The 25,385-nt window shown below is 49.3% G+C and carries 27 protein-coding genes; 22 read left to right on the forward strand and 5 right to left on the reverse strand.

What is annotated here, in order from left to right:
• Position 1: 1 nt before the first annotated feature.
• From AF_RS02500 to hmeE, 13 genes are all read left to right on the forward strand, one after another.
• A complete protein-coding gene (locus AF_RS02500) occupies positions 2 to 706 on the forward strand; it encodes a ribosome assembly factor SBDS (RefSeq protein WP_010877998.1) in 705 nt (234 codons plus the stop codon).
• Positions 706 to 1,377 (forward strand): exosome complex protein Rrp4, encoded by a 672-nt coding sequence (rrp4, locus tag AF_RS02505; RefSeq protein WP_010877999.1) that lies wholly within the window; start codon positions 706 to 708, stop codon positions 1,375 to 1,377. Before AF_RS02500 ends, rrp4 begins: the two co-directional genes overlap by 1 nt.
• The gene (gene rrp41 / locus AF_RS02510) at positions 1,361 to 2,137 is read left to right on the forward strand and encodes an exosome complex exonuclease Rrp41 (protein ID WP_010878000.1); all 777 of its coding nucleotides are present in this window, start codon (positions 1,361 to 1,363) and stop codon (positions 2,135 to 2,137) included. Before rrp4 ends, rrp41 begins: the two co-directional genes overlap by 17 nt.
• Positions 2,130 to 2,909 (forward strand): exosome complex protein Rrp42, encoded by a 780-nt coding sequence (rrp42, locus tag AF_RS02515; protein WP_010878001.1) that lies wholly within the window; start codon positions 2,130 to 2,132, stop codon positions 2,907 to 2,909. Before rrp41 ends, rrp42 begins: the two co-directional genes overlap by 8 nt.
• Before the next feature lie 476 nt (positions 2,910 to 3,385).
• A complete protein-coding gene (locus AF_RS13680) occupies positions 3,386 to 3,511 on the forward strand; it encodes a hypothetical protein (RefSeq protein ID WP_257640085.1) in 126 nt (41 codons plus the stop codon).
• Entirely contained in the window at positions 3,508 to 4,035 is a 528-nt protein-coding gene (locus AF_RS02525) for a Yip1 family protein (protein WP_010878003.1), read from the forward strand. The genes AF_RS13680 and AF_RS02525 overlap by 4 nt, the downstream gene beginning before the upstream one ends.
• 132 nt (positions 4,036 to 4,167) lie before the next feature.
• Complete coding sequence (locus AF_RS02530; protein ID WP_010878004.1) at positions 4,168 to 6,513, forward strand: DNA-directed DNA polymerase; 2,346 nt, start codon at positions 4,168 to 4,170, stop codon at positions 6,511 to 6,513.
• Positions 6,514 to 6,710: 197 nt separating this feature from the next.
• Positions 6,711 to 8,441, forward strand: a complete 1,731-nt coding sequence (locus tag AF_RS02535) for an acyl-CoA dehydrogenase (protein ID WP_010878005.1) — start codon at positions 6,711 to 6,713, stop codon at positions 8,439 to 8,441.
• A 385-nt stretch (positions 8,442 to 8,826) separates the two neighbouring features.
• Complete coding sequence (hmeA, locus tag AF_RS02540; RefSeq protein WP_010878006.1) at positions 8,827 to 9,636, forward strand: Hdr-like menaquinol oxidoreductase iron-sulfur subunit HmeA; 810 nt, start codon at positions 8,827 to 8,829, stop codon at positions 9,634 to 9,636.
• A complete protein-coding gene (gene hmeB / locus AF_RS02545) occupies positions 9,637 to 10,824 on the forward strand; it encodes an Hdr-like menaquinol oxidoreductase integral membrane subunit HmeB (RefSeq protein WP_010878007.1) in 1,188 nt (395 codons plus the stop codon).
• A complete protein-coding gene (gene dsrM / locus AF_RS02550; protein WP_010878008.1) occupies positions 10,821 to 11,819 on the forward strand; it encodes a sulfate reduction electron transfer complex DsrMKJOP subunit DsrM in 999 nt (332 codons plus the stop codon). The genes hmeB and dsrM overlap by 4 nt, the downstream gene beginning before the upstream one ends.
• Before the next feature lie 10 nt (positions 11,820 to 11,829).
• Positions 11,830 to 13,497, forward strand: a complete 1,668-nt coding sequence (hmeD, locus tag AF_RS02555; RefSeq protein WP_010878009.1) for an Hdr-like menaquinol oxidoreductase iron-sulfur subunit HmeD — start codon at positions 11,830 to 11,832, stop codon at positions 13,495 to 13,497.
• A gap of 1 nt (position 13,498) precedes the next feature.
• Positions 13,499 to 13,927 carry an Hdr-like menaquinol oxidoreductase cytochrome c subunit gene (gene hmeE, locus AF_RS02560; RefSeq protein ID WP_048064247.1) on the forward strand — a complete coding sequence of 143 codons (429 nt, stop codon included), beginning with the start codon at positions 13,499 to 13,501 and terminating at the stop codon, positions 13,925 to 13,927.
• Here hmeE and AF_RS02565 read toward each other — a convergent pair.
• Positions 13,924 to 14,787 (reverse strand): hypothetical protein, encoded by an 864-nt coding sequence (locus tag AF_RS02565; RefSeq protein ID WP_048064248.1) that lies wholly within the window; start codon positions 14,785 to 14,787, stop codon positions 13,924 to 13,926. The genes hmeE and AF_RS02565 overlap by 4 nt on opposite strands.
• 47 nt (positions 14,788 to 14,834) lie before the next feature.
• Between AF_RS02565 and AF_RS02570 the strand changes: the two genes are divergently transcribed.
• Positions 14,835 to 15,461 (forward strand): PHP domain-containing protein, encoded by a 627-nt coding sequence (locus AF_RS02570; RefSeq protein WP_010878012.1) that lies wholly within the window; start codon positions 14,835 to 14,837, stop codon positions 15,459 to 15,461.
• Here the strand turns inward: AF_RS02570 and AF_RS02575 are convergent.
• Positions 15,412 to 16,512 (reverse strand): (Fe-S)-binding protein, encoded by a 1,101-nt coding sequence (locus AF_RS02575; protein WP_010878013.1) that lies wholly within the window; start codon positions 16,510 to 16,512, stop codon positions 15,412 to 15,414. The two genes, AF_RS02570 and AF_RS02575, sit on opposite strands and share 50 nt — an antisense overlap.
• Complete coding sequence (locus AF_RS02580; protein WP_081423248.1) at positions 16,509 to 17,597, reverse strand: FAD-binding oxidoreductase; 1,089 nt, start codon at positions 17,595 to 17,597, stop codon at positions 16,509 to 16,511. Before AF_RS02580 ends, AF_RS02575 begins: the two co-directional genes overlap by 4 nt.
• 231 nt (positions 17,598 to 17,828) lie before the next feature.
• Here AF_RS02580 and pdxS point away from each other — a divergent pair, with 231 nt between their 5' ends.
• From pdxS to AF_RS02610, 6 genes are read left to right on the forward strand one after another with little or no spacing between them, the layout of a single operon-like run.
• Complete coding sequence (gene pdxS, locus AF_RS02585) at positions 17,829 to 18,839, forward strand: pyridoxal 5'-phosphate synthase lyase subunit PdxS (protein WP_010878015.1); 1,011 nt, start codon at positions 17,829 to 17,831, stop codon at positions 18,837 to 18,839.
• Entirely contained in the window at positions 18,836 to 19,432 is a 597-nt protein-coding gene (gene pdxT / locus AF_RS02590) for a pyridoxal 5'-phosphate synthase glutaminase subunit PdxT (RefSeq protein ID WP_010878016.1), read from the forward strand. Before pdxS ends, pdxT begins: the two co-directional genes overlap by 4 nt.
• Positions 19,432 to 20,301, forward strand: a complete 870-nt coding sequence (locus tag AF_RS02595) for a DMT family transporter (RefSeq protein WP_010878017.1) — start codon at positions 19,432 to 19,434, stop codon at positions 20,299 to 20,301. Before pdxT ends, AF_RS02595 begins: the two co-directional genes overlap by 1 nt.
• Before the next feature lie 32 nt (positions 20,302 to 20,333).
• Positions 20,334 to 20,723, forward strand: a complete 390-nt coding sequence (locus tag AF_RS02600; protein WP_010878018.1) for a 30S ribosomal protein S6e — start codon at positions 20,334 to 20,336, stop codon at positions 20,721 to 20,723.
• An 11-nt stretch (positions 20,724 to 20,734) separates the two neighbouring features.
• Entirely contained in the window at positions 20,735 to 21,352 is a 618-nt protein-coding gene (locus AF_RS02605) for a methyltransferase domain-containing protein (protein WP_010878019.1), read from the forward strand.
• Between the two features lie 37 nt (positions 21,353 to 21,389).
• Positions 21,390 to 21,788, forward strand: coding sequence for a hypothetical protein (locus AF_RS02610; RefSeq protein ID WP_010878020.1), 399 nt, complete (start codon positions 21,390 to 21,392; stop codon positions 21,786 to 21,788).
• Here AF_RS02610 and AF_RS02615 read toward each other — a convergent pair.
• Positions 21,766 to 22,329 (reverse strand): alpha/beta hydrolase, encoded by a 564-nt coding sequence (locus tag AF_RS02615; protein WP_010878021.1) that lies wholly within the window; start codon positions 22,327 to 22,329, stop codon positions 21,766 to 21,768. The genes AF_RS02610 and AF_RS02615 overlap by 23 nt on opposite strands.
• On the reverse strand, positions 22,322 to 23,206 hold the full coding sequence (locus AF_RS02620; protein WP_010878022.1) for a thioredoxin family protein: 885 nt from the start codon (positions 23,204 to 23,206) through the stop codon (positions 22,322 to 22,324). The genes AF_RS02615 and AF_RS02620 overlap by 8 nt, the downstream gene beginning before the upstream one ends.
• 51 nt (positions 23,207 to 23,257) lie before the next feature.
• On the opposite strand from AF_RS02620, the gene AF_RS13275 reads away from it, so the two are divergent.
• The gene (locus AF_RS13275; protein WP_010878023.1) at positions 23,258 to 23,557 is read left to right on the forward strand and encodes a hypothetical protein; all 300 of its coding nucleotides are present in this window, start codon (positions 23,258 to 23,260) and stop codon (positions 23,555 to 23,557) included.
• 35 nt (positions 23,558 to 23,592) lie between these two features.
• The gene (locus tag AF_RS02630; RefSeq protein ID WP_010878024.1) at positions 23,593 to 25,353 is read left to right on the forward strand and encodes a minichromosome maintenance protein MCM; all 1,761 of its coding nucleotides are present in this window, start codon (positions 23,593 to 23,595) and stop codon (positions 25,351 to 25,353) included.
• The last annotated feature ends 32 nt before the right edge of the window (positions 25,354 to 25,385 follow it).

The raw sequence follows: 25,385 nt of genomic DNA on the forward strand, positions 1-25,385 counted from the left end.
TATGGTATCCCTCGATAAGGCAGTAATCGCAAGGCTCAGAAAGGGCGGAGAGGAGTTTGAGGTCCTCGTTGACCCCTACTTAGCCAGAGACCTCAAGGAAGGAAAGGAGGTCAACTTCGAGGACCTCCTCGCCGCAGAGGAAGTGTTCAAAGACGCGAAAAAGGGCGAGAGGGCCTCGGTGGACGAGCTGAGGAAGATATTTGGCACAGACGACGTTTTCGAGATTGCCAGGAAAATCATACTCGAAGGAGAGGTTCAGATAACCGCCGAGCAGAGAAGGGAAATGCTCGAGGCGAAAAGAAAGCAGATCATCAACTTCATAAGCAGAAATACGATTGATCCGAGAACGAACGCTCCACACCCTCCCTCAAGGATCGAGAGGGCCTTAGAGGAGGCGAAGGTTCACATCGACATTTTCAAGTCCGTTGAAGCTCAGGTAAAGGATATCGTAAAAGCTCTAAAGCCAATTCTTCCGCTGAAGTTTGAGGAAATGGAAATTGCCATTAAAATACCGCCTGAACACACTGGAAGGGCTATCTCCGCCCTGTATAACTTTGGAGGCGTGACAAGGGAGGAATGGCAGAGGGATGGAAGCTGGATTTGCGTGATGCGCATACCATCCGGAATGTACGGTGACCTGATGGACCTGCTTGGAAAAGTCGCGAAAGGAGAGGCTCTGACAAAGGTTTTGAGGAGGATAGGATAATGAGGAAGATAGTACTGCCAGGAGATTTGCTTTCCACAAATCCACGTGCCGCAGGTTACGGAACGTACGTGGAAGGTGGGAAAGTTTACGCAAAGATAATAGGCCTTTTTGATCAAACCGAGACTCACGTTAGGGTAATCCCTCTGAAGGGGAGGTACACACCTTCCGTTGGGGATGTTGTGATCGGCATAATAAGGGAGGTTGCCGCCAACGGCTGGGCTGTTGACATTTACTCACCCTATCAGGCCTTTTTGCCTGTAAGCGAGAATCCGGAAATGAAGCCGAACAAGAAACCGAATGAAGTTTTGGATATAGGTGATGCGATCATAGCAAAGGTTCTGAACATTGACCCAAAAATGAAGGTCACTCTGACCATGAAAGACAGAATCTGCAGGCCGATAAGGTTCGGCAGGATCGTTGCCATCAACCCTGCAAGGGTTCCGAGAGTCATCGGCAAAAAGGGGAGCATGATAAAGCTGCTGAAGAGCGAGCTCGACGTTCAGATCGTCGTTGGGCAGAACGGTCTGATATGGGTGAACGGAGACCGCAGAAAAGTTTCCATCGCCGAGGAGGCAATCTACCTTATCGAGCAGGAGGCTCATACGGAAGGTTTAACAGATAGGGTTGCAGAATTTATAAAGAGGAGGAAGGCAGATGTCGGAATTCAATGAAAAACCAGAAAAGTTAATTGTAGATGGTTTAAGGCTCGATGGAAGGAAATTCGACGAGCTCAGACCAATTAAAATTGAGGCAAGCGTTTTAAAAAGGGCTGACGGGTCTTGCTACCTTGAAATGGGGAAGAACAAGGTAATTGCAGCGGTTTTCGGGCCGAGAGAAGTGCATCCAAGACACCTTCAGGATCCGAGCAAGGCCATCATAAGATACAGATACAACATGGCTCCTTTCAGCGTTGAAGAGCGAAAGAGGCCGGGGCCTGACAGAAGGAGCATTGAAATCTCCAAGGTCAGCAAGGAGGCCTTTGAGGCGGTGATTATGAAAGAACTCTTTCCTAGAAGTGCGATTGACATTTTTGTCGAGGTTTTGCAGGCTGATGCGGGAAGCAGGACAGCCTGCCTGAATGCTGCAAGCGTTGCGCTCGTCGATGCCGGAGTGCCTATGAAGGGAATGATCACGTCCGTTGCGGTGGGGAAGGCTGACGGACAGCTCGTCCTCGACCCAATGAAAGAGGAGGACAATTTTGGTGAGGCCGACATGCCCTTCGCATTCCTCATCAGAAACGGAAAGATTGAGTCCATTGCACTTCTCCAGATGGACGGCAGAATGACGAGGGATGAGGTAAAGCAGGCGATTGAGCTTGCGAAGAAGGGAGCACTGCAGATTTACGAGATGCAGAGGGAGGCGATACTCAGGAGGTACATAGAGGTAGGAGAGGAGATGGACGAGATAACAGAGGGTGGTGAAGATGCCTGAAGACATCCTTGTGGACATTAAAAGGGACTACGTTCTGTCGAAGCTGAGGGACAACGAGAGGATAGACGGCAGAGGTTTCGACGAGTTCAGAAAGGTAGAGATAATACCGAATGTCATAGAGAAGGCTGAAGGTTCGGCGCTTGTCAAGCTGGGTGACACGCAGGTAGTGGTTGGAGTTAAAATGCAGCCGGGCGAGCCCTATCCGGACACCCCCGACAGGGGGGTTATAATCGTCAACGCCGAGCTCGTTCCTCTTGCATCGCCAACCTTCGAGCCGGGACCACCCGACGAGAACTCCATCGAACTGGCAAGAGTTGTTGACAGAGGTATCAGGGAGAGCGAGGCTGTGGACCTCTCAAAGCTCGTGATTGAAGAGGGAGAGAAGGTTTGGATCGTTTTTGTGGACATCCACGCTCTTGACGATGACGGAAACCTCCTGGATGCTTCGGCCTTAGCTGCAATCGCCGCTCTGATGAACACCAAGGTTCCGGCAGAGAGGTTCGACCTTGGAGAGGACTACCTGCTGCCCGTCAGAGACCTTCCGGTGTCTGTGACGTCGCTGATTGTGGGTAACAAGTATCTCGTCGACCCCAGCAGGGAGGAAATGAGCGTTGGAGATACGACTCTTACAATCACAACCGACAAGGATGATAACGTCGTTGCGATGCAGAAAAGCGGTGGTTACCTGCTAGATGAAAAGCTTTTCGATGAGCTTCTGGATGTGAGCATAAACTGCGCGAGGAAGCTGAGGGAGAAATTTAAGGAAATTTAATTTTCTTTATTATTTTGTTGTTGTTTATGAAAATTTTTTTAGTCCAAAATTGTTGTAAAGGAAACGCAATTGTATCCATGTATGGATGCAAACACCACGAAGATTACAGAAATACTAAGAACTACGCAGCGTACTTTGCTATTTGCCCCGTTAATCTGCTCCAAACTATAATAAGCAGTCCCAGCAAAAAACCATATTTCATGATATAGGTTACCTTCTTGTCAAATTCTTCTTTGCGTTCATGTTTTCCCACGCGTAGAATAATATGCGTAGACGCTGTTGCATCTCCTACCTGATCAACAGCCGTCCCAACCACGCCAAGCAAATTGTCACTGCAAGCCACTTCATAACCTCTTCATTCCAACCCCTTACAACCATGACTTGTTTCATCAAACCATTGACACTTAATGTATTTAACCTTTACTCATTAGTAGCAAATAGCAAATATTATAAAATCGATGCCGTCCCGTGCAAGCATGAAGCTAATAACAAACCCCGACGAATTCTTCCGGTTGATGATCAGCCAAAACACCAACCTTAAAAAACCAGCATTGATCGTTCTCGCAATTTCGCTCCTTGCAGCCCTCTACCAGTACAGATGACACTGAAGCTCTCCCAAGCCCTTCCGGAAAGCCTTAAATCCTTCTTCATAGCGGGAGCGTACATACAGCTTGTTTCAACCTTTCTCGGTTTCTTTGCTACCTGGCTGATAATCGCTGCAGTCATGCACGGTCTTTCAGCATTTTTTGATGGCAGAGGAGAGTTCAGAAGAACCTTTGAGTTCGCAGGCTACGGCTTTATGCTCTCTTTGCTTGGCTCTGCTGTAACTATCCCGGTGTCTCTGAAGTATGTTGAGGAAGCAACAATCCCTACAATTGACCTGCAGGAGCTGTCGGCAAATCCGGAAATTCTTGTCAAATCACTTGTAAGCCACTTCCCCGACAGCTACGTTTATTCTGCCATCTTCCTGAACCTCGCCGTTACTGCTTGGAGCTTCTTAATCTGGACCTTCGCCCTTAAAAACGCTCGCAATGTTGAATTAAAGCAGGCAGCAGTTTGTGCGGCAATTCCAACGGCGATTTTTGGCGTTTATCAGGTTATGGCTCTGGTGAGGCTGCTGCAATAGCGCTGTATTGTTAATTGAGATGGGAGCAGATGAGCGAGAGGGACTGCAAGATCACATTATCTTAATTTTAGTTGCGAAGAAGATACAGCCAATCACACCAAACTTTAAATCCTTTTAAGCATAATTGGTTCAATGGAAAGAGTTGAGGGCTGGCTCATCGATGCAGATTACGAGACAATCGGTGGTAAGGCCGTAGTAAGGCTGTGGTGCAAGGATGATCAGGGGATTTTCGTCGCATACGACTACAACTTCGACCCGTACTTCTACGTTATCGGCGTTGATGAGGATATTCTGAAAAACGCTGCAACTTCTACGAGAAGAGAGGTTATTAAATTAAAGTCCTTCGAAAAAGCTCAGCTGAAGACTCTAGGAAGGGAAGTTGAGGGATACATCGTTTACGCTCACCACCCTCAGCATGTTCCCAAATTGAGGGACTACCTGTCTCAATTCGGCGATGTTAGGGAAGCAGATATTCCTTTCGCGTACCGCTACCTAATTGACAAAGACTTGGCTTGCATGGACGGCATAGCGATCGAGGGGGAAAAGCAGGGAGGGGTTATCAGGAGCTACAAAATTGAGAAAGTGGAGAGAATTCCGAGAATGGAGTTTCCAGAGCTTAAAATGCTCGTTTTCGATTGTGAAATGCTATCTTCATTTGGTATGCCCGAGCCGGAGAAGGACCCAATCATAGTCATATCGGTAAAAACCAACGACGATGATGAGATAATCCTCACCGGAGATGAGAGAAAAATCATCTCGGATTTTGTCAAGCTTATAAAGAGCTACGATCCCGACATAATCGTCGGATACAATCAGGATGCCTTCGACTGGCCCTATTTGAGGAAGAGGGCGGAGAGATGGAACATCCCGCTTGACGTTGGAAGGGACGGTTCAAACGTCGTTTTCAGGGGGGGAAGGCCAAAGATAACTGGAAGGCTGAACGTTGACCTTTACGACATCGCCATGAGAATCTCGGACATCAAAATAAAAAAGCTCGAGAACGTTGCGGAGTTTCTCGGCACGAAAATAGAGATTGCCGACATTGAGGCGAAGGACATTTACCGCTACTGGAGCAGAGGGGAAAAGGAGAAGGTGCTCAACTACGCCAGACAGGACGCTATAAACACCTATCTCATCGCCAAAGAGCTATTACCGATGCACTACGAGCTTTCGAAAATGATACGTCTGCCAGTGGATGACGTAACGAGGATGGGAAGGGGAAAGCAGGTAGACTGGCTGCTGCTCAGCGAGGCAAAGAAGATTGGGGAAATAGCTCCAAACCCACCTGAACACGCGGAGAGTTATGAGGGTGCTTTCGTCCTTGAGCCCGAGAGGGGGCTTCATGAGAACGTCGCCTGCTTAGACTTTGCAAGCATGTATCCTTCCATAATGATAGCCTTCAACATCAGCCCAGACACATACGGCTGCAGAGATGACTGCTACGAAGCCCCCGAGGTTGGGCATAAGTTCCGCAAGTCACCTGACGGATTTTTCAAGAGAATTCTTAGAATGCTCATAGAGAAGAGGAGAGAGCTCAAAGTTGAGCTTAAAAACCTCAGTCCTGAAAGTTCTGAGTACAAACTTCTCGACATAAAGCAACAAACTCTGAAGGTTCTCACCAACTCGTTCTACGGCTACATGGGCTGGAACCTCGCAAGGTGGTACTGCCATCCCTGCGCTGAGGCAACAACAGCTTGGGGAAGACACTTCATCAGGACCTCGGCAAAAATAGCAGAAAGCATGGGATTCAAAGTTCTTTATGGGGATACGGACAGCATTTTCGTCACCAAGGCAGGAATGACCAAAGAGGACGTGGATAGGTTGATAGATAAGCTCCACGAGGAGCTGCCGATACAGATTGAGGTGGATGAGTATTACTCAGCCATATTCTTCGTTGAAAAGAAGCGCTATGCGGGGCTTACTGAAGATGGAAGGCTGGTGGTGAAGGGGCTTGAGGTAAGAAGGGGAGACTGGTGCGAGCTGGCCAAGAAGGTGCAGAGGGAAGTTATTGAGGTTATACTCAAAGAAAAGAACCCCGAAAAGGCTTTGTCTCTGGTTAAAGACGTTATTTTGAGAATCAAAGAGGGAAAAGTGTCTTTAGAAGAGGTGGTGATTTACAAAGGTCTAACGAAGAAGCCGTCAAAGTACGAGTCCATGCAGGCCCACGTTAAGGCCGCTCTAAAGGCAAGAGAAATGGGAATCATTTATCCTGTCTCGTCAAAGATTGGCTATGTGATAGTCAAGGGCTCCGGGAACATAGGGGACAGAGCCTACCCCATAGACCTGATTGAGGACTTCGACGGGGAAAATCTGAGGATAAAAACGAAGAGCGGAATAGAGATAAAGAAGCTTGACAAGGACTACTACATTGACAACCAGATCATCCCGTCGGTTCTGAGAATACTTGAAAGGTTCGGCTACACCGAAGCCTCCTTGAAGGGTTCATCGCAGATGAGCCTGGATTCATTCTTCAGCTAACTCTCACGAACGAATTTTCCAATTCGAATTCTGGAATATTCGCATAACTTTGAACTTCCATCAACTTGCAATTTCATTCTCCAACATTGCCACTGCAGTAGAACTATGTGGCTATATCTGATTCTTAAAATTTTAAAGATAAAATTTGTTTTGACAACATTAAGTAAAGGTTATATACCAAATCTAGAACCTGTGCTATGGACTTGCTGAACCCGAAGAAGTATAACGGAGACCATCTGGATGAGAAGAGCAGAGAAATAATGCTGAAAACCATCGAGTTTTTCGAGAACATGGGAAAGGCCAAGCTGAAGGAGAAGGCGAGCAAGAGGGAGTGGTATGCTGACTTTCTGGAGTTCATAAAGGAGAACAAAATCTTCTACACCCTCATGACCCCGCCGGAATACGCAGACGGCGACCCCAACGTGAGGTGGGACACATGGAGAATCTGCGACTTCAGCGAGCTCCTGGCCTTCTACAGCCTCGACTACTGGTACACGTGGCAGGTTACGGTTCTCGGCCTCGGGCCAATCTGGATGAGCAAGAACGAGAAGATAAAGAAGGAGGTTGCCGAGCTTCTCAAGAACGGTGCAGTCTTTGCGTTCGGTTTGTCTGAAAGGGAGCACGGGGCTGATATTTATGCTACCGAAACCAAGCTCGTCCCTCAGCCTGATGGCACCTACAAGGCCTACGGAAGGAAGTACTACATTGGCAACTCCAACGTCGCTGCGATAATCTCAACCTTTGCGAGGATCGCCGACCCAGACGGCAGTTTGCCTGACAAGCCCGACAAGAGCAGGTTTGCCTTCTTCGCACTCAGAAGGGATGAGAAATACTACGAGCTTATAAAGAACATCGTGGATGCGCAGATGTTTGTCGGAGATTTCCTCATTCACGATTATCCCGTAACTGAGGACGACATACTTGAGAAGGGAGAGGAGGCTTGGGACGCTGCTTTGAACACCGTAAACGTTGGAAAGTTCAACCTCGGCTGGGCCTCAATCGGAATCTGCACCCACGCCTTCTACGAGGCTATAAACCACGCCTCAAAGAGGAGACTCTACGGAATGTACGTAACAGACTTCCCGCACATCAAAAGGCTGTTCGTTGACGCCTATGCAAGGCTCATGGCTATGAAGCTCTTTGCAAGAAGAGCCTGCGACTACATGAGAGTTGCTTCGAGGGAGGACAGGAGATACCTGCTCTACAGCGCCATGGTGAAGTCGAAGGTGACGAGGGAGGGCGAGGAGGTAATCAACCTGCTCTGGGACGTTATAGCAGCCAAAGGATTCGAGAAGGACACCTACTTCGAGATGGCGGCAAGGCACATCCGAGCATTGCCCAAGCTTGAGGGGACTGTTCACGTGAACATGGCTCTGATACTGAAATTCCTTCCGAAGTACCTCTTCGAGCCAGCAGAATTCCCAGAAGTGCCGAAGATGGATGTTCCGAAGCACGATGAGTTTCTGTTCAACCAGGGCCCCTCTGGAGGGCTGAGTCAGGTTAGATTCCACGACTATCAAAAGGTCTACGACAGCTTCGACTTCCCCAACATCAACGTCTTCAAAGAGCAGATTGCCACCTTCAAGGAGATGTGCATGGCTGCTCCTCCCTCACCAGAGCAGATGAGGGACTTCGACTTCATGGTAACGTGGGGCGAGATGTTCGCCCTCCTCGTCTACGGCCACCTGATTCTTGAGGCAGCTAAAATCTACGATGTCGACAAAGATTTGCTGGAAGAGATTTTCGACTTCATGATCAGGGACTTCTCAAAGTTTGCGGTTGAGCTGATGGCAAAGCCCTCAGCTACGGACAAGCAGATTGAGTACGCAAAGAAGATGATAAAGAGACCTGTTCCAGACAAGGAGCGCTTCGAGAGGGTTGTGAAGAAAGTTTACTCCTATGCAGATGCCTACGAGATGAACCCTTAATTTTTTCTTTTATACCAACCAATTTGGTTTAAAAGCAGGAATACCGAAAAATTAAGTCATCTGAAGCTGGAGTAGCAGCAAAGCTAATGCTCCTACAGAGAGGACAATTAAATCTTTAATCTCAATTACAGGTCTTATCTCCATACTCATCACCAGATTATACTTATCCCCCATTATATTTAAAGTTTTCCTCTATACATAAGCCAAAATCTTATAATAACCATTATTATGAGGTCAAAAATCATCATTTTTCGATATATTTTGGCTCTCCTAAGTCCGCAGACGGCTCAGAATCGAATAAAAAAGCAAAAGGTTAATATAAGCTAAATATACAGCAGACAGAGAATTTGAAGTTTACAGAAAAGCCGTAATCGGAGGAATAAACATGATGTCGAGAAGAAAATTTCTGTTGCTAACGGGAGCAGCAGCAGCGGGAGCTATTTTAACTCCGCAAATCTCAGCAAAAACACAGTTCATCGAATCTCCTGAGGAGGTCAGAGAGAAGAGAAGATGGGCCATGGCCGTTGACGTTGAAAGGTGCACGCAGTGCATGGAGGAGCTTATCGCAAAAACTGGCGACGAGAAGATAAAGCCACCGTGCGTTGTTGCATGCGACAAAGAAAACAACGTTCCAGAGTTTGAGGAAGAGAGATTTGACCCTCAGTGGATGAGGATAGCGAAACTGAAGCTCGATAAGCCTGAAGTGAATCCTAAAGAGTACTACATCCCTCTGCTCTGCAACCACTGCGAGCACCCACCATGTGTTCAGGTCTGCCTTACAAAGGCGAGCTTCAAGAGACCCGATGGCATTGTTGAGATAGACATGCACCGTTGCATCGGCTGCAGATACTGCATGATTGCCTGTCCCTACGGGGCGAGATGCTTCAACTTCATTGATCCAAGAGAGGGGCTGAAGGAGGTAAATCCGAACGTCCAGATGAGAACAGAAGGTGTGGTGGAGAAGTGTACTTTCTGCGTCCACAGGATTGATGAGGCTGTGAAGAAGGGTGAGGAGCCGATTCCGGCATGCGTTGAGGCCTGCCACAAGTACGGGAAAGGAGCGCTGGTGTTTGGAAATATTAAAGATCCAAACAGCGAGATTTCAAAGATTCTCAGGGAAAATATCGTCGTTCAGCTCAGGGCAAATCTTGGCACAGATCCGCACGTTTTCTACGCCAAGCTGGGGGGTGAGTAAATGGCGGTGGAGTTTAAGAAAATTGAGGGTGACTCAATCCAGTACTTCGCTCTCGTGATAATACTGGCAGCAGTTACAGCCTTGGGCTTTTACGCTTACGTTCTCGACCACAAAATGGGCCTTAACGGGCTGAGCAACCGTGTGCCTTGGGGCATTGTCAACGCTGGAATCCCCTACTTCATCGGTTTAAGTGCGGGCTCGCTCATAGTCTCGGCTCTCGCCGGAGTGTTCAACATAAAGAAGTACAAGGTTTTCAGCAGAATTGCCGCATATATGGCAGCTGCGTGGATTATCGCAGCAATTCTCAGCATTGCTCTCGACATAGGAAAGCTCTACCACTTCATGAACGCTGTGAGGTACTTCAACCCGACGTCGATCTTCTCGTGGAACGCGTTTTTGTATTCAAGCTACTTTGTCATCTGTTCCATTTACCTGCTTGTGCAGTTTGAGGAGATGGAAAAGGCAACAAGGTTCATGGCCGGATTGGCAGTTTTCTGGGCTGTCCTCGTTCACAGCGGTACCGGAGCCATCTACAGCTTTGTTTATTCAAAAGAACTTTACCACTCAGCTCTAACGCCACCAATGTTCATCGTGTGTGCTATCACCTCAGGTTTGGGATTGCTCCTTGCGAACCTCTACTTCACCTTCCGCTTTACCAAGAGGGAGCTTGATCCAAAGCTGATCAGAGGGTTGGCTCTGATTTTCGCCGGGCTGATGATGGTTCTTGGCTACTTCCTTGCAGTTGAGGGGCTTGAAAAGGGGTACATCCCAGCGCTGCATGAAGCGGTTCAGTTTGTGTTCCTGACACCCACATCAGGCGTATTCTGGAGCTTCTGGCTGCTGGTAATCTTCGGCATAGCGATACCGATAATAATTGTCCTGAACCCAAAGACTGGATACGACCTCAGATGGATAACCTTTGCCGGAATCCTGCACGCTGCACTGGTCTTTGCAGAGCGTTTCTACCTGATCATCCCTGGACAGGTGTTCCCTGAGGAATATTTGCCCGGATACGAGCTTGAGTCACTGCACACCCTCGAAGGTTACATTGTTTCCTATACACCATCAGTCTTCGAGTGGCTGCAGGTAATAGGGCTGATTGCCATGGTCTACCTGATTTTCGTGGTTGGAGTTAAGCTGTTCGCACTGATTCCCGAAAGGGCAGTGGAGGAGGTGGTGGAAGAATGATCGGAGTGATTTTCGGCGTAATAGTGCCCTACATTGCCGTAGCGATATTCGTTATCGGAGTGATTTACAGAATCGTTAACTGGGCCAACAGTGCTGTTCCTCTTAAGATCCCCACGACTGGTGGGCAGCAGAAGTCCTTCCCCTTCATCAAAAGAACGATTTACGACCGCTTTGACTCTCCCTACACATGGTGGGAGACTGCAGGAAGAATGCTCCTTGAGATATTCTTCTTCCGCAGCCTGCTGAAGAACACCCGCTACTACCTCGACAGAGTCTCGCAGAAGGATGCCCGCTGGCTCTGGCTCTTCGGAATACTGTTCCACTACTCATTGCTGCTCGTCCTCATCAGGCACTCAAGGTTCTTCCTCGACCCAGTTCCAAGCTTTGTTGAGACTCTTAGCGAGATTGAGGCCTTCAAGGGTGTCTTCATTCCATCCGTCTATATGTCAGGACTGGCGATTGTTGCAGCCCTCTTCCTGCTCTGGCTAAGGAGAATTTTCCTTTCCAGAGAGAGGACACTCAGCCTTCCGAGCGACCACTTTGCCCTGATTCTTCTCCTTGCGATTACAATCAGCGGCAACGTAATGAGGTACTTCGTCAAGGCCGACCTGTTTGCGGTTAAGGAGCTTCTCATGAGCCTGATGACCTTCAACATCGGCCACGCCGTTGAGGTTGCAAACACAATAGAGCCAATATTCTACGTTCACTTCGCCCTTGCAAGCTTCCTGCTTGCGTACTTCCCCTTCAGCAAGCTGATGCACGCTGGCGGAGTTTTCTTCTCACCCACGAGGAACATGCCCAACGACAACAGAGCAAGGAGGCACGTCAACCCATGGGACCCGGCAGACGTTCCGCTGCTTGCTAAGGGAATCACCGTTGCTGGAAGAGTTTACAAGTCAAAGAAGCTCGACTGGGATACCTATTACAGCATGTACACTGATCAGCTGCAGGAGATTGAAGAGGCGGACTACAAGATTGTTCCCGAGGAGTTGTGAGGTGGTATAAATGGAAGAGATGCCCGAAAGAATAGAGATAAAGCAAAAATTCCCAAGCTGGAGAGAGATGCTAAAACCAGTTAAGGAGTTCGAGGAGGGAAGGCTAAGCTACCTGTCATTGCCCAAGCAGGTTGATTCAGAATGGTTCAAAATGCCATTCGGTGACGTTGAGAGAGATTTTCACGACCTCAAGCTTCCGGAAAACTGGAAGGAGATCTTCCTTGAGGCGATGAAGGATACACTGGAAAAGAACAGGTCGTTCAAGCTGTTCATGGACATCTGTGTAAGGTGTGGGGCCTGTGCAGATAAATGCCACTACTACATTGGCACAGGCGACCCCAAGAACATGCCTGTTGCAAGAGCAGAGCTAATCAGGTCAGTTTATCGCCGCTACTTCACCCCTGCAGGAAAGTTCTTCGGCGAGTGGGCTGGAGCGAGGGAACTCAACGAAGATGTGCTGAAAGAGCTTTACTACTACGCCTACCAGTGCTCCCTCTGCAGAAGGTGCAGCCTCTTCTGCCCCTACGGCATTGACACAGCAGAGATAGTGTGGTGGCTCAGAAGAATGCTCAGCAGAGTTGGCCTCAACCAGAGGTTCATGACCATATCCATTGAAGCTTCATCGAGAACAGGCAACCACCTCGGTCTGCTGCCTGGAGGAATGTATGGTGCAATACAGCAGGGACTGGAGGAGCTTAAAGACTACACCGGCTTTGACCTCCACACCTACATAAACAAGAAGGGAGCCGACATCCTCTTTGTTGCCCCATCAGCGGACTACTTTGCAACGCCTCACTGGTATGTCATGCTCGGATACCTTCTGCTCTTCAACGAGCTTGAGGAAAAGTACGGTTTGACCATCACATGGTCAACCTACGCCAGCGAGGGAGGTAACTTCGGAACTTTCCACAGCTACGAAGCAGCGCAACTCCTCAACTCGAAGATTTACAAAGAGGCTGAAAGGCTCGGAGTGAGCTTCATCATCGGTGGAGAGTGCGGGCACATGTGGAGGGACAAGCACCAGTTCATCAACACCATGAACCTGCCACCAAAGCACGAGGAGTGGAGGAGATTCTGGGAAGACCCCGACCTTGGAAATCTGGCCGAAGGTCTTAGGGGAGTGAGATTTGACAGCTACGCCTCTGGAGAGCACGGATGGATTCACATCCTTGAGTTTGTTGCCGCACTGATAGAGCACAAGAAGATTGTCGTTGACAAAAGCAGAAACGACAAGTGGATCGCAACCTACCACGACCCGTGCAACGTTGCAAGAGGTATGGGGCTCATCGAGGAGCCGAGATACGTGCTGAGGAACGTGATGAACAACTTTTACGACATGCCCGAGCACACAATCAAGGACAAGACCTACTGCTGCGGTGCTGGTGGAGGTATGCTGGCTGACGAGCTCATGGATTTGAGAATGCGTGGAGTTATGCCGAGAATGATGGCCGTCAGGCATGTTTACAGAAAGTACGGAGTGAACATCCTGCTTACACCCTGCGCTATCGACAAGGCCCAGTTCCCGCACGCGCTCGAATACTGGAAGATTCCCATTGAGGTTGGGGGTCCAATGGAGATGGTTGGCAACGCTCTCGTCATGACAGCATTCGGTGAAAAGCCAGAGGACAGGCAGTTTGACCTGAGAGGAGAGCCTTTAAAACCAGAGGAGGGTGAGTGAAATGTACAACAAGAAGTATGTGATTCCCCTGATTTTGGTTTTTCTCATCGGCTTCTTCACGCCCTACTGGTACAACGCGATGGCCGGAACCCTTGGCCACGTCCCCACGCTTAAGGAGCCTGCTGGAAACTGTGTCGAGGACAAGGACTGGATGGCCGCAAACCACATGCTTTTGCTTCAGCAGTGGAGAACTCAGGCTATAAGGCACGGAGCAGAGGGAGGGGGGATTTACCATAGCTTCACAACTGGAGAGGAATACCACGCCTCAACCAACACCTGCTGGAGCTGCCACGACAGCAAGGAGGAGTTCTGCGACCAGTGTCATGACTACGTTGGCATCCACCCAGAGTGCTGGGACTGCCACTACACGCCAAGCGTTGAGAAGCCGCATTACAGCGGGATTGAAGAGCTTAGCAAGTATTTCTCCTAATTTTTATCCATTTTGTAAAGCTCGGCCCTTCTCGCCTCAAGAAGCTCCTCTTTGACTCCAGCAAACTCTGCTGCAGATTCAACCTTCACTCCAGCTTCCTCTCCTGCTTTGAAAACCTCCTGCATCTTCTCCCTCCACCTCAGGTCTCTCGTAAGATGATGGTCGAGGACTAGCGTTTTGACGTCTTCAGCAATCAGTCTCTTCAGGTTCTCAACGCTGCTCTCGAAGGACTTCTGCGAGAAGCGGTAGCCGAGCATGTATGTCATTGGCCCATCGATGAAAACAACCTCAGCAGACTTCTCAAGCATGAAGGCAAGCTGCTCCTCATTGTTCGGCCCCTCCACATCTGAGGAAAAGAGGAAGCTGCTCTTCCCATCCTCAACATAAACCTCAACAACAAATCCAAGCCTGCTGTCTGCGCCATGAAAAACCGGTTTTGAGAGCTCAACAACCGTGTTGCCGAATTCGTAGCTTTTTCCATCGCAGTAGTCTATCTCAACATCCACACTTTTAAGCTGCTCTAAGAAGTAGGCGGCCCTTCCCTTCTGGCTCCTGTTGATTTTTTCCGTTGGATGTTTCAGCAAGAGCTTTTTTCCAGAAAAAATTTCAACCTCGTTGGGGTCGTGGTGGTCGTAGTGGTAGTGGGTTATGATGGCAACTTCGGCCTTCTTCATCATTTCCTTGATTTCCTCCCACTTCTGATTCATCCTCTCGATCTCAATTCTGTGGGGAGGGAGACGGTAGCGTTTGGGAGCGAGACTGACGCCGGGATCGATGAGAATAGAAACGTCTGCTGTTTTAACAAAGGTTGCCATGCTTCTCACTCCCATCGAGTCGTAGGCTATGGGGACGACTTCCATAACGTTTCTTGGGCAAACAATAAAAAAACCTGACGACGACATCCTTTGTGCTGAGAGCGGAGCTTCACGTTCACTCGTCCTTCAGCGACGGAAGGGACGGTGTGAGGAAAATACTGGAGGCTGCAGTGGAGAAAAAGCTCGAAGTTATTGCGATTACAGACCACGATACCGTTCAGGGCTCTCTTGAGGCCATAGACATCGTTAAGGAGGAGCACTTACCGCTGAAAGTTCTTCCGGGTTGCGAGGTTACGGCGTCAACGGGGCACGTGCTTGTTTACGGTATAACGAAGGACATTGAGCCCAGAATGTCCGTTGAGGAGACCTGCAAGATTGCGAGAGAGCTTGGAGGTGTTTGTTTTCTTGCCCATCCATTCGATTTTATCAGAAAAGGGAGTGTAAGGCTGAAAGATTTTAAAATGGTGGACGGAATTGAGACGTTCAACGCAAAGAGCTACTTCAACTTCCTCGCCAAAAGATACGCTAAGAAGCTCTCCAAACCAGAAATTGCGGGCAGCGATGCCCACTCAGCCAGAGCGGTTGGCTTGGCTATTAACTACTTACCCGACGAGTTTGACCTTCTGAACGCGCTCTTTCACGCTCGGTTTGACGGCAGAAGAGTTTCAATCAGGGAGAGATTAGCTTTTCTGCGATTTCGACTAAATCAACGACTTTGATTCTATTGCCAAGCTTTTCTGCAGATTTAGATAGGTGATACTCGCAGAAGGGACAGCAGGTAATGAGGTATTCCGCCCCCGTTTCCATCGCTTCCAGAACTCTCTGCCTTCCGATTTCAAAGGAAATTTCAGGGAACTGACTCCTCAATCCCCCACCAGCGCCGCAGCAAAGAGCCTGCTCTCTGTTTCTCTCCATCTCCACAAAGTTGATGCCAAGCCTCTTTATAACGTTTCTCGGCTCCTCGTACATCCCCATATGCCTTCCTAGGTGACAGGGGTCATGATAAGTTGCCTTCAAATCTATTTTTTCAAACTCCCCCATTTTATCGAGTATTGAGACGGTGTGGACAACCTCAATGTCAAACTCGTAGCCTTTCTCCTCCGCAATTTTGGGGTAGTCCAGTGATATCGTTCTGTAGCATCCGGGACAGGACGTTATTATCCTCTCTATTCCCATCTTCTGCCAGTATGCGTAGTTTTTCTCAAACAGCCTTTCAACAATGTCTTTCTGTCCTGTTCGCAGGAACGGGGAACCGCAGCAGTACTCATTCTTACCGGCAATTGTAAAATCGATTCCGAGCTTTTCCAGAACGCTGGCTGTTGACTTGGCAAGATTTTGCAATCTGAAGCTTGCGGTGCAGCCCGCAAAATACAGCGTCTTAGCAGGTTTTATCTCAAAGTCTGCCCAGTCCCCCCTCCTTTCCTGATCACCACTGTAGGGGTTGTAGTTTCTGAAGGTAATCTCCCTGAGCTTTCTGTGAACAGAGAGCGGAGCCAGTCCCTTTTGAACGAGCGTCCTTCTCAGTTCCTCCCAGAAGTCGATTAGGGGAAGCTCTACCGGGCAGACTTCCTGACACAAGCCGCACACCGAGCACTTGAAAATGTCCTTGACGATTTTCTGGTCAACGTCTATCTCCCCATCCACATATTTTAGGGCTAGCTGAATCTTCCCCCTCGGAGATACGGTTTCCCATCCCTCTATCCTGTAGGTTGGGCAGGTTGTGCAGTATCCGCACTTGCTGCACTTCGCTGCAATCTCTCTGATGTTCATAGCACCATCTCCACGAGCCTTATCAGCCTGGAAAAGCTGTTACTCTCAACAGCCTTTCCCGGATTGAGCAGTGATTCAGGGTCAACGGCCTTTTTGAAATCCTTAGCAAAGTCGAGAAAACCTTTGTGGGGGAAAAGCATTCCAGTTGCGTAGGCTCTTCCACCAAGCCTTTCTGCAATTCTTATGAACTTAATGGCCTTCAATGCAGCCTTGTAGTAGTTATCGATGGGAAGAAGACCGAGAAACACAACATTGTCCTTTGTAAAGACGGCTTCAACCGGCAAATCAACCTTTAAGTAGAAATCGGATGCCGTTTCATACGGTAGGACAGCTTCGGTAAATATGACTTCCTTTTCCCTCCCAGCCTTGAAGAGGTTGAAGCGGTTGCCCCACATCCTGCTCCCGAGCTCCCTGTCCCCCTCCATCTCTGCCTCTCCCTCATAGCTCAGGAGTAAAAGGTCGGAATCGCCAAATCCAAGCATTCCTGCAAGTTTTTGATTGATGAACGCCCCGTGGTAGGCCCCTTCAAGCAAGTCGATGGATTTCTCAAATTCCGCCTCAGTCGCTACGCTCTCTATTTTTGTGTTTTCCCTCACCTTCAGGCATGCTTTCAGTATAAGCCCCGTCGTGCCGAAAAGGCCGACGTAGTTCTTCATCTCTTCCCCGCTAACCCTCTTAACATCCTTGAAGTCGGCAACCTCGATCCACTCTAAGTTCTCCCCAATCCCGCCGTACTTCAAACTCCCTATCCCGTAACCGCCCTGTGCTATCCACCCGCCCACGGTTCCGGCTGGGGCGCTGGATGGATAAACTCTCAAGGCCAAACCGTGCCTGTTGAGTTCCTTTTCCACCTCCAGCCAAACTGCACCGCTTTCTGCAACCGCCTTTTCATCACCAACAACTACATCTCTCATTCTGGTAAAATCAACGACGATGCAAGGCTTTATCGTCACGGCCCCGCCATAGGCGGAGGTTGCAGCACCTCTGGGAACGACCGGAATCTTATGCTTCCTGCTGATTTTCAAGATAGCCTTTACATCCTCATCGGTTTCAGGCTGAACAACGCAGATTGGGTGTTTTACAATCGCTCCATAATTCTGGGTATTTTGAGCAAATCCTGAGCATAAAGAATCCTTTGCAAGGGATGAGCATCAACTCTTTTAATTGAGTGGGATAATTCCAATACTAACGAATCCATAATGAGGATAGGCTTGCAAACTAAAAAATTTTGTGAAAATGATTTATAGTTTATAATATCTTGTGTCGAGACAGCTGAGGAGCCAAAGTTTATATTCAGCCATTGCGAAGGGATAACGATGAAGATCAACCTTGAAGAGCTTAAATTCGGCACGGAGCTGATCAAGCGAGGATTCGCCAAGATGCAGAAGGGCGGAGTGATAATGGACGTCACCAACGCCGAGCAGGCGGCGATAGCCGAGGAGGCGGGAGCGGTTGCTGTAATGGCCTTGCACAAAGTACCGGCAGACATAAGGGCTGCTGGTGGTGTGGCGAGAATGGCCGACCCGAAGAAAATTCAGGAGATAATAGATGCGGTCACCATTCCGGTAATGGCTAAGTGCAGAATCGGCCACATAGCTGAGGCAAGAGCCTTGGAGGCTCTCGGAGTTGACATGATTGACGAGAGTGAAGTGCTAACACCAGCAGACGTCTTCTTCCACATCGACAAAAGGAAGTTCGTCGTGCCCTTCGTCTGCGGTGCCAGAAGTTTAGGCGAGGCTGTGAGGAGAATCTGGGAGGGAGCGGCGATGATTAGAACGAAGGGAGAAGCGGGGACTGGCAATGTTGTTGAAGCAGTGAAGCACATGAGGCTGATAAACAGAGCAATCTTCGAGCTGCAGAAAATGAACGAGGAGAGAATTTACGGTGTTGCTGAGAAGTACGCTTCCAGGTACGCTGAGCTCGCCTCAAGAGTTAGGGAGGAGATGGGGCTGGAGAGCGTTTCGAGGAACGATGTTGTCTTTGAGGAATACACCCTCGGAGAAATAATAGACGGCATCTACGAGATTCTCCTTGAGATCAGGGAACTCGGAAGGCTGCCGGTTGTGAACTTCGCCGCTGGAGGAGTTGCTACACCAGCAGATGCCGCATTGATGATGCAGCTAGGAGCTGACGGTGTTTTCGTTGGCTCAGGCATATTCAAATCCTCCAATCCACCAGAGTATGCGAAGGCAATAGTTGAGGCTGTGCAGCACTACGACGAGCCAGAGGTTGTGGCAGAAGTTTCAAAAGGACTGGGAGAGGCGATGAAGGGACTTGATGTTTTCAAGCTGAGCGAGGATGAGAGGCTGCAAACGAGAGGGTTATGAAAGTTGCAGTGGTGGGCGTTCAGGGAGACGTAGAGGAGCACGTCCTGGCGACGAAAAGGGCCCTTAAAAGGCTTGGGATTGATGGAGAGGTTGTTGCTACAAGAAGGAGAGGTGTTGTTTCAAGAAGCGATGCCGTTATTCTTCCTGGTGGGGAGAGCACGACAATAAGCAAACTCATTTTTTCCGACGGCATTGCTGACGAAATTTTGCAGCTTGCAGAAGAGGGAAAGCCGGTTATGGGTACATGTGCTGGTTTGATACTCCTTTCCAAATATGGCGACGAGCAGGTTGAAAAAACGAACACGAAGCTTTTGGGTCTGCTGGACGCGAAGGTTAAGAGAAACGCCTTCGGAAGGCAGAGGGAAAGCTTTCAGGTGCCTCTGGATGTAAAGTACGTTGGAAAGTTCGATGCCGTATTTATAAGAGCTCCGGCCATAACTGAAGTCGGGAAAGACGTGGAGGTGCTTGCAACCTTTGAGAACCTCATCGTTGCAGCAAGGCAAAAAAACGTTTTAGGCCTAGCCTTTCATCCCGAACTGACGGATGATACGAGAATTCACGAGTTCTTCCTTAAACTTGGAGAAACGAGCTAATGAATTCAAAGACGCATCTCCTTTTGGCCCTAACAATGCTTATATGGGCGGGCTCGTTTATATTCATAAAGATAGGGCTTAAGGAGCTCGATCCCTTTAATCTCGCATTTTACCGATTCCTCTTGGCGTCTCCGCTTTTGATGGCCTGGGTTTTCTGGAAAAGAGGCCTTGCAAAGCCGAGCGGCTCAGAGTGGCTTCACCTCTCGGTTCTCGCTCTGTCGGGAGTCACTCTGCTCTACGCCTTTCAGTTTCTCGCTCTGAAGTACACAACGGCAACAAACGCCTCAATACTAATAAACACCTCAGCTGTTTTCGTTGCCCTGTGGGGACTTGTAAAGGGAGAGGCCAATCCAAGAAAGCTGGCAGGGGTTTTTCTGTCTTTCGCCGGAGTGGTTCTCATCGTTTCTAAAGGCACTCTGGAATTTTTCAGCTCCAAAACCATATTCGGTGATGTTCTTATGATTGTTGACGGCTTCCTGTGGGCCGTTTACACCGTTCTGGGTTCTAAAATGCTTTTGAAGTACGACCACGAAACCCTCACGGCCTACGCATTTGCGCTGGGAACCATTTTTCTCATTCCCTTCGCCCTGATGTCGGGTTTTGCAAACCCAGTAACCTTCAATCCAGAAACGGTGGCAGCATTGCTCTACCTTTCCATTCTATGCTCGGTTTTCGCTTACGTGGTGTGGTACTACGCTTTAACCAATGCCGATTCGACCAGTGTGGCGGTTTACGTTTATCTAGTGCCACTCTTCACCGCAATATTCGCCTTCTATGCACTCAACGAGAAACCCGATTTCTTCACCGCCATCGGAGGAATAATTACAATTGCCGGCGTCTATCTCACCACGGCCAAGCAGCATCAATAGTTTTATAAATCCTCGACTCAAGCAACTTCTGCATGGAGTTCAGGGTTGTAATTTCGGATCCAAAGACGGGGAGAGCATACCAGAAAGTCGTTGAGGGGGCCAACGCCAACAGGCTCATAGGGAAACAGATAGGCGACGTCATCAGCGGCACAATCGTTGACCTCCCACCCGACTACGAGCTGAAGATTACCGGCGGAACGGACAGGGACGGATTTCCGATGAGGCCCGACCTGCCAGGAACGGCAAGAAGAAGGCTGCTCCTCAGCGGCGGTGTAGGGTTCAGGCCAAAGGAGAAGGGGCTTAGGAAGAGAAAGGGAGTCAGGGGCAGAGTTATCTCCAAGGACATTCTCCAGATCAACACCGTAGTCGTCAAGCACGGAAAGGTTCCGCTGGAAGAGATATTCAAGCAGAAGGAAGAGTGAAGTAGAGTGAAATGGGAATTTTAGAGGACAAAAAGAGGGCAAGGATTTTTTACCGATACTTTTCTAAAATTTACGATTACATCAACCCAATTTTCTATTCAGACAAGATGCGCAAGACTGTAGTTGACATGGCCGACATTGATGCCGAGTCTCTTGTCCTCGAAGTTGGATGCGGAACGGGTTTTACGACAGAGGAGATAGTCAGAAGAATTGGAGAAGAGAGGGTTGTGGCGGTCGACATCACACCCGAGCAGATGATGAAGGCCAGAGCAAAAATGGGTGGCGTGAACTACTTTCTGGGTGACGCAGAAAACCTCCCCTTCAAGGACAACTCCTTTGACGCTGCCATCTCTGCAGGGAGCATAGAGTACTGGCCAAATCCGCAGAGGGGGATTGAGGAAATGGCAAGAGTGACCAAAAGCGGGGGGAAGGTAGTAATTCTCGCACCCAGGAAGCCCGACAATTTTGCAGTCAGAAAATTTGCGGAAAGCATAATGCTCTTTCCCTCCACTCAGCAGTGCGTTTACTGGTTCATGAAAGCTGGTTTAGAGGACATAAGGTTCGTTGAAACAGGCCCCTATCGGTTCTGGAGCAAGCTCGTGGTGATAATAAGCGGCACAGTTCCCTGACCAGAGAAAATTTAAACAGGTTGAACGCCCACTTAGCATGGACAAAGTGAGCTACATAGGTCCAGTAATTCTCGACGAGCCTGAAGAATTCTCCCTTTCGGAGTTTGCGAGGCAGGTTGTGGCCATGGAGGCTGAAAGGCTGTACTACTCAAACGGCAGAATATTCTTCATAGAGTACGACACGATTCACGGAATTCTCGACGACAGGCTCGTAATTGTTGAGCTCATCACCTACACCTCATTCACCACCGTGGGTGAATACAGAAACTGGATCGTCTACTACGGGAACGACGACACTGCTGAGTACGTTGAGAAGATAAAGGACCTCAGAGGAGACATGACAATTATCCCCGTCCTCCGAACCCACGACAGATTCATAAGAAAGATAGAGGAGCAGATCAGCAAGGGCCAGTTCAGAAGCTTTGCCTCTCAATGAAGTCCGCCGTAATTTTCGCGATGAAGTCAAACTTTCCGAAGTAAAAGTGGTCCGTTTCAACCTTTACAACTTCCTTCGGCTTTGAAGCTTGCTCGTAAAGCTTCACAGACTCCTCGAGAGACACGAACTGATCACGCGTCGCTATTATGAAAAGCTTCGGAATTTCGGCATCTTTAAAGTATATGGAGTTTATTTCAGGAAGCGGTGAGATGTAAACCGCGGCATCGCAGTACTCGGCAACGTTCGACGCTACCACGCTTCCAAATGAGTATCTTATAACCGCAATCTTGTCGTGTCTGTCTTTAAGGTAGGCAACGCACTTCTTTGCATCTTCCACCTCACCTATACCGCTCCTGAATGGCCGCTGGTAGTCGAACCTCAGGACGGAGACGTTTCGCTTGGTAAGCTCGGCAGCTATTCTCTCGAGCCTAACGTCAAACCTGCTCCCGCCCATAAGCGGGTGGGGAGGGCAAAGGAGCGCTGCGCTCTCACCCCTGATGTTGTAAGTCGCCCGAATGCCATCAACAACTATGTCAGCCATTATCCCTCCTCCTTATCTCCTCCACAGCCTCACGAGCAGAATCGGCAACTCTCCCTCCTTCGGAAATTAGGTTTTCAAGCTCCTTCACATCCTCCTCACCGCCAAGCATTCCGAGCATCATTGCAGCATCCTCTCTTATCCTAGCATCTTCGTGTGTGAGAAGCTTCCTCACGGCCTTTTTAACCCCCTCAACGACCTCCTTCTCGCCCTCAAGAGCCTCTGCAGTCGCCATCGCCCCCAGCCTCACGATGAACTCCTCGTGTCCCATCAGCTCTCCAAGGAGCTCTCCAAGCTTTTCTTCGACGACGATGGCCTTGACGTCCTCAATTTCACCGCTCGCGAGTTTTTCAATAATGTAGTCCCTGTAGTCCCTATTCATCGCATCCCTAATCCACTTTTCAGCCTTGCTGGGAGTAAGCGCACCTACGAACCTCATCTTTCCGATGAACGTCGTGGGAACACTCATCACTCCGTGTCTCTCTGCGAAGTCGTGAAACATTGTGGCATCAACCACGTGGTGCTCGATTGCATACTTTCGGGCGAGGGTGTTGATAGAATCGACCGTTGCCCTGCAGTTTGGACACACAGGAGCGACGAAGGTTATAATCCTGATTCCAGAGCCTCCTTTCACACCCTCGGCAACGATTTTAATTGCCTTTATGAAGCTTTCAAGCTCGTTCTGCTTCGGGATGGCGTGAAAGTAAATCTCGGAGTTATCTATCTTTACTCCGGGAAGAGACAGCCTGGGCTCGGGATTGGGGTTGAACTCGAGGGTGATTTTTTCCTCATCCTCGAAAAGCTTTTTAAGGTAATCGTAAATCTCCCTGCTGTTGAAAACTCTGAGCCTGATACTTCTCTTCAGCTCGTCCAGTCGCATCAAGCGCAGTGCAGCAACAAGTTTTAAAGCATTTTTTGATATCTCTCTATAATGGGTATAAGCAGTCCGGCACTTTGGACGGAGTTCTTTGAAAGGTACTATCGAGAGGAGATTAACAAACTCGCCTACAAGCTGAAATCGGGCGGGGACGGTAGGTCACTCTATGTGAACTTTGTTAGAGACCTCTCCATTTTTCAGGAGGGCAAGCTCGGAGAAGAGTTGATTGAAAAGCCCGATGAGGTGCTCGTTCACGCTGAAAGGGGTCTGGCGAACGCCACCAACATTTACGGCGTTTCTCTGGAGGGCTGCAAGCCCGATTCTACTCACTCCCAACAGCAAGGAAGGTTCTGATAAGGAACCTCAGGGCGGAGCATATCGGAAAATTCATGGCGATAGAGGGGATTGTCAGGAAGGTTACTGAAGTCAGGCCGAGAATTGTTGAAGCCGCCTTTGCCTGCCTGAACTGCGGAAGCATAACCATGGTTCCTCAGGAGGACAGCCAGCTCAGACAGCCCTTTGAGTGCAGCAAGTGCAGCACGAAGAAGATGATTTTTCTCCCGGACAGCAGCATCTCCGTTGACAGTCAAAGGGTGAAGATTCAGGAGTACCCCGAAAATCTCAGGGGTGGGGAGCAGCCGCAGACGATAGACGTCATACTTGAAGGTGATTTGGCAGGCTCCGTGAATCCGGGGGACAGGGTGATAATAAACGGGATCGTGAGGGCGAAGCCGAGAGGGCTTGGGCAGAGGAAAATGACGCATATGGACCTTTACATCGAAGGGAACTCCGTTGAGGTTCTCCAGCAGGAGTACGAGGAGTTCGAGATTACCGAGAAGGACAGGGAACTGATAATGCAGCTTGCCGCAAGCGACGACATCTACGAGAAGATAGTAAAGTCGATAGCCCCCTCAATATACGGTCATGAGGACGTGAAGCTTGCCATTGCCCTTCAGCTTTTCGGCGGCGTGCCCAAGAAGCTGCCCGACGGCACTGAAATAAGGGGGGACATTCACATCCTTCTTGTGGGCGATCCGGGCGTTGCCAAATCGCAGCTTTTGAAGTACGTCCACAGAATAGCTCCGCGGAGCGTTTACACAACCGGAAAGGGGACAACAACTGCAGGCCTCACTGCCACCGCAGTCAGAGATGAGGTGGATGGCAGGTGGACTCTTGAAGCCGGAGCCCTCGTTCTTGCGGATAAGGGCATTGCGTTGGTTGATGAGATTGACAAAATGCGTAAGGAAGACACCTCGGCATTGCACGAAGCACTTGAGCAGCAAACCATCAGCGTTGCCAAAGCGGGAATAAACGCCATCTTAAAGGCCAGATGCGCGTTGCTCGGTGCGGCAAATCCGAAGTACGGCAGATTCGAGAAATTCACTCCCGTTCCTGAGCAAATTGAGATGTCCCCCACCCTCCTTTCAAGGTTCGACCTGATTTTCGTTCTGAAGGACGAGCCGGATGAGGAGAAGGACAAGAGGCTCGTTGAACACATTCTCTACTCTCACCAGCTTGGAGAGATGACGGAAAAGGCCAAGAACGTTGCCGCAGAGTACGACGAGGAGTTCATAAGGCAGAGGTCGGAGAGGATAGTTCCGGAAATTGACCCCGACCTCCTAAGGAAGTACATAGCATATGCAAGAAAAACCGTCTATCCCGTTTTGACAGATGAGGCTAAGGAAAAAATCAAGGAGTTCTACTTGTCACTCAGGTCGAGAGTTAAGGAGAACTCCCCCGTTCCCATAACCGCAAGACAGCTTGAAAGCATCGTCAGGCTTGCAGAAGCCTCTGCGAGAGTCAGGCTCAGCGACAGGGTGGAGCCGGAGGACGTGGACAGGGTTATCGAAATCATGATGAGGAGTCTCAGGGAGATTGCGGTTGACCCCGAAACGGGGGAGATGGACATAGACCTGGCCTACTCGGGCACCTCGAAAACGCAGAGGGACAGAATCATGATACTGAAGAAAATCATCGAGCAGCTTGAGGAGGAGCACGAAAGGGGTGTTCCGGAGGAGCTAATTCTGGAGGAGGCAGAGAAGGAGGGAATCGATAGGACGAAGGCCAAAGAGATTCTTTCCAAGCTCAAACTGCACGGAGAGGTTTACACTCCAAAACACGGGCATTACAAATTGGTAAGCAAACTTTAGTAAGAATAAAGGTTAAATATTAAGCGGACAAA

This window comes from Archaeoglobus fulgidus DSM 4304 (genome assembly GCF_000008665.1).
In the GTDB taxonomy this organism is placed as follows: Archaea; Halobacteriota; Archaeoglobi; order Archaeoglobales; family Archaeoglobaceae; genus Archaeoglobus; species Archaeoglobus fulgidus.